This is a genomic window from Micromonospora sp. CNZ295 (assembly GCF_004217535.1).
This window is the reverse complement of sequence record NZ_SHKZ01000001.1, coordinates 4,056,258-4,069,652: the sequence shown is the minus strand read 5'-3', so window position 1 is coordinate 4,069,652 and position 13,395 is coordinate 4,056,258. Positions and strand designations below refer to the sequence as shown.

The 13,395-nt window shown below is 69.5% G+C and carries 6 protein-coding genes; all 6 read right to left on the bottom strand.

What is annotated here, in order from left to right; all coding sequences use genetic code 11:
* Window positions 1-92: 92 nt before the first annotated feature.
* The 6 genes from EV376_RS19080 to EV376_RS19055 all read right to left on the bottom strand — a co-directional run bounded on the left by EV376_RS19080 (window position 93) and on the right by EV376_RS19055 (window position 13,305).
* Window positions 93-1,214: a hypothetical protein gene (locus EV376_RS19080; protein WP_130325127.1), complete on the bottom strand. Its 1,122-nt coding sequence runs from the start codon at window positions 1,212-1,214 to the stop codon at window positions 93-95.
* 108 nt (window positions 1,215-1,322) lie between these two features.
* Window positions 1,323-1,523 carry a hypothetical protein gene (locus EV376_RS19075; RefSeq protein WP_130325125.1) on the bottom strand — a complete coding sequence of 67 codons (201 nt, stop codon included), beginning with the start codon at window positions 1,521-1,523 and terminating at the stop codon, window positions 1,323-1,325.
* Between the two features lie 572 nt (window positions 1,524-2,095).
* A protein-coding gene (locus EV376_RS19070) for an IS3 family transposase (protein ID WP_486482694.1) occupies window positions 2,096-3,297 on the bottom strand; the annotation gives its coding sequence in 2 pieces (ribosomal slippage) (window positions 2,096-3,028 and window positions 3,031-3,297; 1,200 coding nt in all).
* A gap of 106 nt (window positions 3,298-3,403) precedes the next feature.
* The gene (locus EV376_RS19065) at window positions 3,404-4,669 is read right to left on the bottom strand and encodes a serine/threonine-protein kinase (protein ID WP_130325123.1); all 1,266 of its coding nucleotides are present in this window, start codon (window positions 4,667-4,669) and stop codon (window positions 3,404-3,406) included.
* 48 nt (window positions 4,670-4,717) lie between these two features.
* Entirely contained in the window at window positions 4,718-6,886 is a 2,169-nt protein-coding gene (locus tag EV376_RS19060; RefSeq protein WP_130325121.1) for a UvrD-helicase domain-containing protein, read from the bottom strand.
* Complete coding sequence (locus tag EV376_RS19055) at window positions 6,886-13,305, bottom strand: DEAD/DEAH box helicase (protein ID WP_130325119.1); 6,420 nt, start codon at window positions 13,303-13,305, stop codon at window positions 6,886-6,888. Before EV376_RS19055 ends, EV376_RS19060 begins: the two co-directional genes overlap by 1 nt.
* Window positions 13,306-13,395: the final 90 nt, after the last annotated feature.

The following is a 13,395-nucleotide window of genomic DNA, read 5'->3' as shown; positions in this document are numbered from 1 at the left end:
AACTCGCTCGACACCGTGCCAGTCCCGAAATCGACACGACCGTCATGGAGATGCTCGGTTGATCAGCGCCGTCAGCATTCCGTCTCAGTGCGTCAGACTCGGCGGCAGCGATCTCGAAGCTCGGAGATGACCGCCTTCTCGAGACCGTTGGCGGCACCATCCACAGCGGCCACGATGTCGGCCGCCTCGAGGACGTCACTCAGGTCCCCTGGCTCGGCGTCCAGGCGTCGCCACACCTCGGCGGGGTCGATGTCGACAACATGCTCGAGCTGTCTATCAATCACCTGATGCTGATCCCGGACCAGCCTCACCAGGTGCCGCATCAACAGCGTCTCGTCGTCCGCAATCTTGTGGTCCGCCGTGATAACGAGCCACGCGACCCACAGCATCAACTCGGGGTGCTGACTCCGCTTGCTCAGGCCCTCGGCGAGTTCGATCACCCGCGCCTCGTTCCGGAAGACGGCTCGCGCGTGCCGCCCGGCGAGCAGCGTCGTATAGCGGTTCAAGACCACCGCAAGGGGAACGCCGACCACGGGGATACCGATCTTGATGACGTTGCGTTGTAGGAGGAACTTTCCGACGATGGGGACGCTCTTCGCGGCGTTCAGGACCGCCCCAGAGTAGAAGCGCTTGATCAGCGGTCGCACTACGACCGGGACCGCCTTGACCACGCCCTCGCGGGCCATTTCCCCGCCCTTGATCGTGAAGGCCACTCGGATGAGCTTCCACATGTCATCGGGGTCGGACAGGTCTAGCGGGACTCGGTAGAGGACTGCAATGTCATAGGCCAGCCGGAGCTGGAGCCGGGTGATGTACGCGACGTCGACCATGAAGGTCGCGACAGCGGCCGGGACAGTCGCCGGCGAGGCACCACCAAAGCTCCCGAGGGTGGCGACGATAGCCGCCGAGTAGGCCCCGGCGGAGAGCCCACCTTCGAGCGCGGCGTACCGCGCCGCCATCTTGATCCGCTGATCGACGATGGCATCCGCGGGTACGCCCTTGTACCGCTTCTGGAAGTACTGCCAGTCGACTTTCTCCGTGTAGGAGCGCAGGCTCTGGGCGATGAGCTTGGTGAACCAGCCGCCTGACTTGATGTCGTCCGGGCTCAGCCCTTTGATGAACTCCCGGATCTCGGCCCGTTCATGCTCCACAACCTTCCGGTCGGCATCGTCTCCGGCGTCGTCGTCGACAGCGTCCTTCGTGGCTTCGGTCATGGCAGGTCCTCCCGGGGCGATTCAGCGCCTGGCAAGGTTGCCAGGTTCTGCACAATCTTGCTGCCCCGTCGAGGACGGTGTCAGGTGCCGCGGGCCTACGTTGACCTCTCACCTCTCCGGCCGCAGCGCGGCGACCCGGGCCAGCACCGGCCGGACCGCCCCATCCTGGCCGTTCGGGCAGATCTCGACGCCTTCGAGCCACGCCCACTCGCCGTCGTACCACTCACCGATGTCCGGCCGGACCCGGACGATCCGCAGCCGGAGCGGAGCGTCCGCGTACCGGTAGTCGGACTCGGCGATCTGGACCACGTCCCCGGGAGGCGACGGACACGCATGGGACAACCGGTACCCGGGCCACTGCTGACGGGGCCGCCTCGGCGTGGCCATGTGGGCGCGCCGGCGGCTGCGGTCCGGTCACGGCGGCCAGCGCCGCCCGCTGCGCCTGCAGGATCAGCCGGTTGCGAATCTGCGCGGGCGACAGGTCGAAGGCGTTCATCGCCAGCACGTCCGCAGGCAGGGGGGGTTGGATGCACGGACGCTCGGCGAGGCGCTGTCGAGATCGCCCCCGGCGTCGTTGCCGTCCGCGACTCCAAGAATCAGGAAGGACTGGCTCGGGTTTACGCCAAGGGCATGGTCCGCCTTTGTGAACGCCGCGAAGAGTGGTTGTTCACGTGGCCGCACAACCAGACTCCTGGGCCGTCGGAGTCGCCCATCAGCATCATTCGGCGAAAACGCCGTCGCCACCACCACCGCCTGTGATGAGCCTTTCGATCCTCCTGGCGGTCGCGAACGGTGCGATCCTCGCGCAGCAACTCCCAGTTGCCTGGACACGCGCCGACCCATAGGTATCGTGAGGTTCCCCCCGGGATGTGGACACCGGGTTATGCCGCGACCTGATGCAGCGTAGTCGGTGTGAGGGTCTGTTCGTAGTCGGCGGGGCTGAGGTAGCCCAATGCGGAGTGGCGGCGGCGGTGGTTGTAGAAGGCGATCCATCGGAACACGTCGTGGCGGGCGTCGGGTTCGGTGGCCCACCGTCGGTGGTCGACGTCGAGTTCACGCTTGCAGGTGGCGAAGAACGACTCGGCCAGGGCGTTGTCGTACGACGAGCCGATCCGTCCCATGGAGCGGCGAATGCCGTGCCGTTGGCAGGCGTCGGCGAAATCAGCGCTGCCGTACTGGGCTCCGCGGTCGCTGTGGAAGATCACGCCGTCGACCCGGCCGCCGCGGGCGGCGACCGCCGCGTCGAGGGCGTCGATGATCAGGCTGGTGCGCATGTGGGTGTTGATCGACCAGCCGATCAGTCGGCGGGTGGCGATGTCGATGACGGTGGCCAGGTAGAGCCAGCCGGCGCCGACGCGTAGGTAGGTGATGTCGCCGCACCACCGTTGGTCGGGTGCGGTGGCGGTGAAGTCCCGGCCGATGAGGTCGGGTGCCGGCGGGGTGGCCGGATCCGGAATGGTGGTGCGTTTACGGCGGCGTAGGTGCCGGCCCACCACGTCGCGTTGCCGCATGATCCGCTCGACCCGCTTGCGGTTGACCCGCACGCCCTGGTGGTGCAGCTCGACGGTGACCCGTGGGGAGCCGTAGGTGCCGCCGGAGTCGGCGTGAACCTGGGTGATCTGCTCGGCCAGGGCGTCCTCGGCGGCGACGCGAGCCTGACGGGCGGGCTCGCTGGCGGCCCACCGGTAGAACCCGGCGCGGGACACGGCCAGGATCCGGCACAGCCGCTTGACGCTCCAGGTGGCGCGGTGGGTGGAGATGAACCGGAAGCGGCTGGTCACCGATCCATCTCCTTCGCGAAATAGGCGGCTGCCTTACGCAGGATCTCCTTCTCCTGCCGCAACTCAGCCACCTCACGCCGCAGCCGGGCGATCTCAGCGTCCTTGTCCGCCACCGACGGCGTCTCCCCACCCGACGCCGAACCCGTGCCGGTCTGCCGCTCCTGCTTACGGACCCAGTTCCGCAGCGTCTCGTGACTCATCCCCAACTCACGAGCGACCTGATTGATCGGCCGACCCGACGAACGCACCAGGTCAACCGCGTCACGCTGAAACTCTTCCGTGTACTTCGATGGACGCCCCAACGGGGACACCCCTTCCTCTGGACCAACGTCCAGTCTCAGGGTGTCCACATCTCAGGGGGAAACCCATCGAGCGGCGCGCAAGCATACGGGGCACAGACCAGACGGGCTATGCGGTCGTGTCCAAACCAGGGCGAATGGGCGTTGCTGCGGTTCCGGTCAAGCCCATCTCCAGCCGGCAGGCGGCTGCCTGTCTGCGGCACTCTTCTGCCAGGCCCTGCTCGTCCTTTGACTGGTCCAGATCTTGCTCCAGTGCCTCAAAGGCTGCTCCTGCACACCTGAAGTTGCCGGCAAGCATGTACAGGTTAGCGATATCCATACGTAGAACGGCTTTCTCTGCCGCTGCCGGATCGGTAGCAGGCATGGAACGCAGGGCCTGCTCCAGCACACCGGCCGCCTGCACGAACCGCTCCTGCTCGGCCAGTTCGTGCGCCCTCGCCCGCAACTCAGTCAGCTCCAGAGGCGTCCGCGGAGCTGGCACGGCGTCAGACACGGGCCGAGGACCGAGCGCTGCCGGCATCGCCGCAGCCATGGCGTGATCGCCGAGGAAGGGTGTCAGAAGTTGCTCGACTTCGAGGGCTGAGGCCGGCCGGTCCCCAGGCTCCTTAGCGAGCAGGCAGAACACGAGATGCGCCAAGTCGTCCGGCACGTCCGACCGGTAATCGGTGATGATCGGGACCGGCGAGTGAAGGTGTCGGCGCAGCATGTCGGGCGCGTTCGCGGCCTCGTACGGTGGCCTCCCGGCAAGCATCTCGAACAGCACGCATCCCAGGGCGTAAAGGTCCGTGGCAGGTCCCACCGGGCCACCGGTGGCCTGTTCGGGAGCTATGTAGGCGGGAGTGCCGAGGGTACGACCGGTGGCGGTGAGGCGCGACGCCTCGGCCGGACCGAGCAGGGCGGCGACGCCGAAGTCCAGAACCTTCACCGTCCCAGTGGGAGTGATCATGACGTTCTGGGGCTTCAGGTCGCGGTGCACAAGGGATGCGGCATGGGCCGCGGCGAGCACGGAGCAGATCTGCGCGCCGATCGAGGCCGCCTCACCCACGGCTAGTTGCTCCTGCTCGGCGATGTGGTCGGCGAGGACGATCCCACGGATGAGCTGCATGACGAGGTAGAGGTCCTCGCCGTGCTCACCGAGGTCGTGTACGGCGGGTACGCCGGGGTGTTCAAGACGGGCGGTGGTTCTCGCCTCGCGCCGGAACCGCTTGACCGCCACCTCACGTTCGTCCTCCGGCACCTCCATCTGCCGGAGGAACTTGATCGCCACGGGGCGGTCGAGTCGCTCGTCGAAGCCGGCCCAGACCTGGCCCATCCCGCCGCGCCCGATCGGATAGGTCAGCTCGTACCGGTCCCCGATGCGGTCCCCCGCTTGCACGCTCGCCTCCAAGGCATTCGAGCCGGCCCCGCCTCCCGGGGCCGATCCTCACGGTAGCTGTCGCTGCACGAGTCGACTGGTGAGGAACGGGCTCGGCGTGCCGTGCCAGAACACCGCCAACTCGTCGCGGGGGCGGGTGGCGGCGACGAAGAGCAGGGACCGGTCCCGCTGGCGCTCACGCTGGTAACGCTTCGGGTCGGTGTCGCGATACCGGTTGATCATTTGCCGGGGCACGAGGCCATCGCTGACTGCGGCGATGATCATGCGCTGGTATTCGAGGCCCTTGAATCGGTGCATGGTGCCGACGTGGATGCCATCGGGCTGCTTCGGGCCGTCGGGGCCGATCTCGACGGCCGGCAGTCCGTCGGCCTCCAGCCGGCTGATCACGTCCGCCGCCAGTTCCCGTGTGGGTACGCAGATCGCCACCGAACCGTCGGTCGGGTTGTCCCACGCTCGCAGTTGCCCGGCGATCAGATCCCGCTCCTGCGACCAGGTCGGGGCGCCCCGGAACACCGGTCGGGCTCCCCGCAGCAGCGAGCGGTAGCCGGCCAGGTCCTCCTCGCCGCCGTCCAGGTCGTCGTACACCTCGCCGGTCATGATCTGGAGGGCGTCGGCCAGGATCTGCCGCGTTGTGCGGTAGCTCAGCGTGAGTCTGGACGAGCGACCACGGATGTTGATGCCGAGGCTGCCCAGCGTGACGTGGTTGTCGTAGATGCGCTGGTGGGTGTCGCCGGTGAGGAACATGTCGTCCGGGCCGGGGGCGACCATCGCCCGCAGCATCTTCCAGTGGGCGGCGCTGAGGTCCTGCGCCTCGTCGACCACGACATGCCGGTAGCGCGGCCGGTAGAAGCCACCCGAGGACTCGCCACCGGCGGCCGCACGGTCCATCTCGAGGCGCGCTGCCCGCTGGGCGACCTGGCGCCACGTCCAGACGCCCCGAGCTTCGAGCCAGGTGGTGAAGCGCTCCGTCAGCTGCCAGATCTGGTCCCGTTCGACCCGGGTCAGGCTGCGGCCCCGGTTGGGTCGGCGTGCCTTGAAGTACTCGTTCCGCGAGTTGAGCACCTGGCCGAGAATCACCTGGGTCCACTCGGCGGCGAGGAACTCCGCGTCCCACCCGGTCTCACCGGTCTCCAGGAGAAACTCGCCCCACAGGTCGGGGACCTGGTTGTCGTCGACGACCCGCCGGCTGCCGCCCGCCTTCGCCTCCGTCACGACCCGGCTGGCCAGCCGATCGATGTTGACGATGTCGACGCGGGCCACCAGTTCCTGCCCACCGAGGGCCAGCAGCCGGGTGCGCAAATCGGCGGCGAGGTTGCGGTTGAAAGTGGTGAGCAGGATGGGCTTGTCCGTGCCGGGCGGCAACTGTCGGGCGAGGTGTGCGACCCGGTGCAGCGCGACGATCGTCTTGCCGGTGCCGGGCCCGCCGCCGACGCGGGCGGGGCCGTTGTACTTCTTCTCGACCAGCTTGCGCTGAGTCGGGTGCAGGAAGATCTGCCACCGCTCGAAGGCCTCGCCGATGACCGCCTGCAGCGCCTCGTCGTCCGAGGTGACCTGCGTGGCCGGGCGTTCCACGGCCGCCTCGAAGTCCTCCGGGTCGACCGGCTCCTCGGCGCGCACCGGGTCGGTGACCTGCTTGCGCACCTCGTCGTAGGGAGTGCCGTCGAAGAGTGCGAAGAGCACGTCGGTGGTGAGCTGGGGTGCCCGGTCGAGCAGTTCGAGCAACTCGGCCTCGGTGGTGAGTTCGCGGATCTGCGGCAGCAGCGGCTCGGAAACGCCCAGCTCCAGCAGCTGCGCGTCGGTGTACGCGTCGAAGAGTGGCTTCTGCGCGGGCTCCGGCTCGGCGTCCGGCGGCACCACCCGTCCGACGATGCTGTCGCCGACCGGCGCCAGGTCGACGACCTCAATCCCACCGGTGACCCGGTTGATCCGGTACGCGTACCGCGACAGGTCGTCGTACACCTCGCCGCGGTGCTTGACCGAGACGAGCAGATAGTCACGGTCGGCGATGTGCAGGAGCAGCGCCCGGTAGTCCCTGTTGACGCGGGCGGACATCAACCGGGAGTCGCCATTGAGCGACTTGAGGTTGAGCCCGGGGCTCTCCGGGTTGTGCCGGAACTTGTGCATGAACTCGTAGACCGCCCCGATGTCGGCGCGGGTGAGCTTCATGACCTCCTTGTCGGCCCGGTCCAGCATCCGCAGGGTGGCTCCGGTGTTCATCAGCTCTCTCCCCCACTCGTCCACATGAGCTGTGCTGCCAGCTCCTCCGCCGACCACTCCCGGGCGGTCCGTGCGTGCCAGCCTGCCTCGGCGTACGCGCGGTCGCGATCCTCGATCTCCGGATCACCTGACGAGCCGGTGAGCACGATCGCGATCCGATGCTCGGGCCAGGCCAACTCGGCCTGCCAACCCTGGTCGCCGAGCTCGTAGCCGACGACCGGCGTGGGCAGGTCCTGCCGCGCGAGCTGCTGTACGAGCGCCTCCAGAGTGGCTTCGTCCGGGTCCACGTACCGCAGGACGTCCCGCCACGGCGATTCGTCGTCGACGGATGCCGGCCCGGCCTGCTGCGGCGCAACACCGAGCCAGGTGGCGGTCTCCTCGTCCAGCGGCAGTGCACGCTGGGTGAGAACCAGTCCAGTTCCTTCGGTGACCGCCATGGAGGCCGGGTCGAAAGCGGCGACGGTGGAGACCGCGAGCTGGCCGGCGTCCCCGCCGCCGTTGGTGAGGAACTGAATGACGTTGCCCCAGGCGAGCCAGGCGGCCCAGCGATCCTTGTGCCCCTCGCCCGCCACCGCGGCGGGCAGGTCATCGAGAACCGCGAGCGCCGAAAAGGTCGGCAACGGCTGGGTGCGCGCGTCGAGGACGATCGTCACCGGGCAGTCCGCGTTGTCCCGGGCACGAGCGACCACGATGCGCCCTGGGGCCGGCGTGGGCAGGGGATCTCCGCGCAGAGCAGGGATCAACCGTTCCGCGACTCCGCTGGAGTCGGTCCTGCTGTTGTCCCGGGCTTGCTTGAGCATGCCCCACAGCGCGGCTTCCGCCCGCCGCTGCCAGCGGGTCAGGTCAGGGTCGGCAAGGAAGCCCATGAGCTGATCAATGGGGTTGACCCAGATCGTCTGCTCCAGCTCCACGGGATCGGCACCAGGAAGCATGTCACGGAACTTGCTCCTAGCGGTCTGCTTGCTGAGTCCGCCGTACGGAGTCCACCGCCCCTGCCCTTCGGTGTTCCCCCAGGTCTTGACGTCGTCCCAGGTGGCGGCGAAGACCAGGTAGCCGTGGGCGCGCAACCTGGCTCGCTTCTCCGCGTCGTCAGCCAGCCGGTTGTACTGCGGTGTGGCGTGGTACTTGAAGCCGTCGAGGTAGACCGCCACCTCCGGTGACGATGCGTCGAGGCGTTTGAAGTGCACATCCGGTCGGGTGCCCTTGACGGTGTTCTGCAGCTTCATCTGCCAGTGGGTGACGCTCTGCCCACCGTCCCTGACGAACCGCAGGTCGGCGATCCTGGCGCCGTCGTGGTCGCGGCGCGGGTCGACCCGCAGCCCGGAGCCCGGCGTCTCACCGAGCTTCAGCAGCTTGGTGAGGAACTGCAGTTCCAGCTCACTCTCCACCTGGTGGATCAGCGAGATCTCATCGGTGCGGGTGCCCTCCTCGACGTCCCAGGTGTCGAGGAGCTTGTCAAGCATGCCCAGCGCCTCGTCGCGGCTCATCAGCGCAAAGTGCTCGTTGCGGGCGTACCGCAGCAGGCACCGGTGGCACACCGGCTTCGCCTCGTGCCGGCAGGCACAGTCGGCGATGCGCTGGCGGGCCAGCTCCAGGACGGCCCGGAACTCCTCCGGCTTGGCGAGGCGGTGAAGGTAGCCGGTGCCTTGCGGCTGAGTGTCGTAGACGACCACGAAGTTGCGGGTGCCGTCGCTCTGCCCGTCGGGCATCGTGGCCGGGACAGTCTGCAGGTGGGCCGGCTCGCCGCCGTACTGGGCCGCGATGCCGAGGCGGACCGCGGCGGCGAAGGACAGCAGTCGCTCCTGCACCATCGCGGTCGCCGCCGGGATGAGGATGCGCAGCGCCTCGGTCTCCAGTTGGTGCGCGAGGATCAGGTCGACGTGGGTGTCGGGTGCCGCCGGTGAGCGCCGGTACGGACACCAGGGCAGGTGGTGCTCGGCACCCTGCACGACGGTCGCGCCGGACGCCTGGGCGGCGAGCTCCTGGCTGGCCGCCGGGCGACCGTCCACAGTGGTGCCGCCGCAGGAGGTGCAGGTATGGAACCGGTTGATCCGCACCTCGTCGCCGGCGAAGAGCTCGGCGGCACGGTCATAGCGCTGGGCGCCGAGGTTGAAGTGGCGGATCATGGCGTACCGGCTGTAGTCGACGCCGAAGGTATCGCGGGCGTGCCGCCAGGACGACTCAACCTTCGCCGGGTCGATGTCGACCGCGACCGTGGTCGCGTAGAAGCGGCGGTCACGATCGTCGCTGTCGTCCCGGATCCGGGCGTCGTCGCGCTTGTCGCGGCTGTAAACACGGGTCGGCCTGAGCACCTGGAAGAGCCGCCCGTGGTCGGCGATGCCCCGGTCCCCGCAGCGCGGGCAGGAGCTGGTGTCCTCCTTGGCAAGGTGGGCGCGCACGTAGCCGCACTGGGCGCAGACCCGCCACTGCTCATATGCGGGGCGGTCGGGCGGGCCGACGTCGAGTCCGGAGATCTCGTGCTTGTAGCCGCGGACGTAGTAGCTGTTGCCGGGTGCGATCTCCACCAACGCCGGGCGGGCCGGTCGGGCGTACTCGCGCAGTTCGCTGTGGAACCGGCGGTCGCCGTCGGCCTGTTCCTCCCAGGTCAGGGTGGCTTCCAGGTCGGTGCGGCTGTCGATGAGCGCGTAGTTCGGCAGCAGCCCGAACTCGACCAGGGTGCCGTGCGCGGCGGCGGCGCTCACCTCCCGCAGGCGGCGACGGACCGCGCCCTCCTCCGCCTTGAGCATCCTGATCTCGCGGGCGTGGTCCGGGTCGCTCTGCACGAGCGTGCCGCGGGCGGTTGCGATCTCCTGGAGCCGGCGTCGCAGGTCGGCCAGTCGCTCCTCCCAGGCCTCGTCGGCCTCCTTCACCCGGTGGACGATCCCGTCGATCGCGAACTCGCGTAGCTGGTCGGCGGCGGTCCGCAGGACCTTGTCCCCGAAGAGCGCCAGGAAGTCCTCGACCAGCCGGGCGCCGTCGCGGCGGCCGGCTTCGGCGAGGTTGGTGAGCCAGCCGCTCGCGCCGAACAGGACGTGTGCCCGCCGGGGCATCGGCAGTACGCCGGGCAGCCGGCCGCGGGCAGCCAGGTCGATCAGGTGCGCCAGGTACTGCCGGCGGAGGATCTCCACGGCGGAGAGGAAGCAGCCGGGCGGCACGATCTGCCCGGCGATCATGTCGCGCGGCTCGGTCAGGTAGTAACGGTCCCGCTCGCTGCGGCCGACCAGGGTGAGCACGAGGGCGTTGCCGCTCTTGCGGCCGGCGCGACCGGCCCGCTGCACGTAGTTGGCCGGCCCGTGCGGGAGGGAGGCCAGCACGACCGCGGAGAGGGCCCCGATGTCGATTCCCATCTCCAGGGTGGGCGTGCAGGAGAGGACGTTCGGGTCGGTGTACCGCTGCCCTTCGCGGAACTCCTTCTCCACGGTCTCCCGCTGGGCGCGGGTCAGCATGCCGGTGTGCTCGCCGGTGACGACCCGGAAGACCGAGCTCTCCAGGTAGAGCCGCCGGTAGTAGTCGTCCGGGGCGGTGTCGTCGTGGGCGGCCTGGAGCCGGCCCCGGCAGCGGTACTGCCGGCACGGCTGGTCGGCCCAGTCGGCCATCCGGTCGGGGTGGGCGGTCTGCTGCCAGTGGCAGGTGTCGCAGCCGACCCCCGCGCGTACGGCTTGCGCATCGTCGAGCCGGGTGACCCGCAGGTGGCCGGGCATCAGCCCGTACACGGTGTTGCCGTCCTCGGTGTCGCCCGCTGCGACGATGCCGGCGGCGGCCAGGGCCGGCAGCAGCCGGGCCAGGTAGGCGCCGGTGTCGCCGGAGTCCATGCCGAGGCACCGCGAGGTCCAGTCCTGGTACCAGTTGCCGCGCGCGTTGATCGCGTCGAACTCGGAGCGGGACTTCGACGTCGCCAGCAGGAACGCCGGCGCCGACACGCCCTTCGGGAAGGCGGGCATGCCGGCCGGGCGGCCACCCCAGACCTGCCACCGGGTGCCACCCCGCCTCAGATACGGCACGAGCCACTCGTGGTAGACCGCGCCCCGGGTCCGCAACCGCTCCAGCAGGCCGCGCAGGAAGGCGAGGTAGCGGGCGTCGTCGGGTGGCTCGCCGCCGAGCTGGCCGGGGCCGGTGAGGTGTACGTCGCGGCAGATCGCGGCGGCCGTCGCGGGGTCGTCGAGGGCGACCTCGACGGCGATGCTGCGGGTCAGCTCCAGGGTGCGGCCCTGCCGGGAGCGCAGCCCGGTCTCCATCACGGTGGCGAAGACGAGCCGTTCGCTGATCAGGGACCAGGTCTCCCGGCTGCCGGTGTGTTCACCGGCGAGTAGTTTGTCGACGCCCGGCTGGTCGTGCAGGTCCGGCGGGACGACGGTGGAGAGGATCTCCGGCTGCGCCGCCTCCTTGACCATCTTCGCGACAAGCTCGTCCAGCCCGACGGGCTCGCCGGACGTGAGCTGGTCGGCCAGCAGCGAGCGCAACGAGAAGGCGTACGACCGGTTGGCGACGAACCCGGCGCGGTGCGCGGCGTCCTGGACGGAGTCGTTGAAGAGCAGCGTCTTCTGCTCGCGCTCGTCCAGCTCGCCGCCGGTGAAGAGCTGGGTGATCGCCACCGAGGCGAGGGTTGCCAGGCCGGCGCCGAGGAAGCGGATGCCGTGGTCCATCTGGCAGGAGGGGCAGCGGTCCTTTTCCGCCGCGTCGATCGCGGAGAGGTCACCGAGCACGAGGATCTCGTCTTCGTTGGGTTCCCGGTCCCGCTGCGGGTCGAAGGGGCGCACCCGGCGGCCGTACTCCAGAACCAGCAGCCCAGCGGGGCGCTGGCGGATCTCGTCCGCGGTGGCGGCGACCAGCGCGCGGACCCGGCGCTTGTCCCGGCCGACGCTGGCCCGGTAGATCTTGTCCGGGTCGGTCTCCAGTTCCTGCGGGTCCTTCTCCGGCGACAGCGCCATCCAGCCGGAGCGGCCGCAGTGCCGGCAGTAGATGGCGGGCAGCCGGGGGTAGCGGTTGTCGGCCACCACCACGTCCGCGTCGGGCGCGAACGGGTCCGGCTCCCGCGGTGCTTCCCCGTACCAGCCGAAGGCAGGCTGGTGGGAGGTGCCGCGCAGCAACCGGGACACGGCGCGCACCCACAGGTGGGTCTCGATGTTCAGCAGCGGACGGCCCGGCGCGTCCGGGTTCTGCGCCATGGACAGCAGGCCGACGAAGCGAGCGAGGGCCTTCGCGGTGACCTCGGGGCGGGTCTTCATGGCGCTGCCCCAGCCGGTGGCGTTCTTGCGGGGCAGCACGTCGATGATCTCGTCGAGCGTGCCCGGCCGCGCCTGCAGCGAGTCGAGCACCGCCTTGGTCAGCGGATGCTGGCGCAGCAGCTCACCGAGCCGGGTGGGGTCGTGGAGGCAGGGCTCGCCGACCACCAGCTCGGCGACCTCGGCCATCATCCGCTCGGCGTTGCGGTCGTCGACGGCGGCGAGCTGCTCGGGGCTGGGCAGCGGCAGGTTGAAGTCCTGGCGGGTGATGAACTCGCCCGGCTCGTACCGGTCCTCCCCCACCAGTGAGTCGCCGTCGAAGGCGACGCCGAAGACCTGCTCGGCGACCTCTCGGATCGCGGTGCGGCCGTCCCGGCCACCGCCCTCGCCGAGGGTGGCGGAGGTGGCGACCGGGCAGATCGGCCCGAGCGGCCGGTCCGGCTGGTCGAGACCGAGCGCGGCGGCGAGCCGCCGCAGCAGCATCGCGACGTCGGTGCCCTGCGCGCCGTCGTAGGTGTGGAACTCGTCCAGCACCACGTACGCCGGCTCGGCGCCCTCCCACAGCGGCAGGTCGTCGGCGCGCTGGAGCAGCAGGTCCAGCATCTTGTAGTTGGTGATCAGGATGTCCGGCGGGGTGCGGCGCATCTCCGACCGCTTGGTGAACACGTGCGGGTACTCGATGGCGGCGACGTCGCCGATGTAGAGGCCGGCGGTGACCCCGGCCAGCGCCGGGTCGGCGAGCAGCTCGTTGATGCGCTGCGTCTGGTCGGTGGCGAGGGCGTTCATCGGGTACAGCAGGATCGCCTTGATGCCGGCCTTCCCCTGCTGCCGCTCGCGCCGGCAGTGGTCGAGGACCGGAATCAGGAAGGACTCGGTCTTGCCGGAGCCGGTGCCGGTGGTGATCAGGGTCGGTTCGGCCACCTTTCCCCTGGTCGACAGCCGGGCGAAGGCCTTCGCCTGGTGCAGGTAGGGGGTGAAGTCGGCCGGCGCCCAGTCCAGGCACGCCCGCCAGTCCCCCTCCGCTGGGCGGAAGGGGGTGCGGATCCGCAGGTACGGGCCACGGAAGATGCCCTGCTCCGGGTGGGAGAGGAAGCCCTCCAGGCCCTGGCGTACGCCCTCCTCGGTCAGGCCGAAGGTGGTCGTCAGGTACTGCGTGAGGGTCCGGCGCAGGGTGTCGGCCGCGATCGTGGGTCTCATGAGCGGATCACCGCCGCATGCTACTTCACTCCTTACCGGCTCTGACCTGGCCAACCGGCCGCGATGGCAGGGCGAGTCGGATTCGCGACA

Bases quoted from the DNA above. Each gene is read 5' to 3' on its own strand.
- EV376_RS19080 (WP_130325127.1), bottom strand. From the start codon at position 1,214: ATGACCGAAGCCACGAAGGACGCTGTCGACGACGACGCCGGAGACGAT.
- EV376_RS19055 (WP_130325119.1), bottom strand. From the start codon at position 13,305: ATGAGACCCACGATCGCGGCCGACACCCTGCGCCGGACCCTCACGCAG.
- EV376_RS19060 (WP_130325121.1), bottom strand. From the start codon at position 6,886: ATGAACACCGGAGCCACCCTGCGGATGCTGGACCGGGCCGACAAGGAG.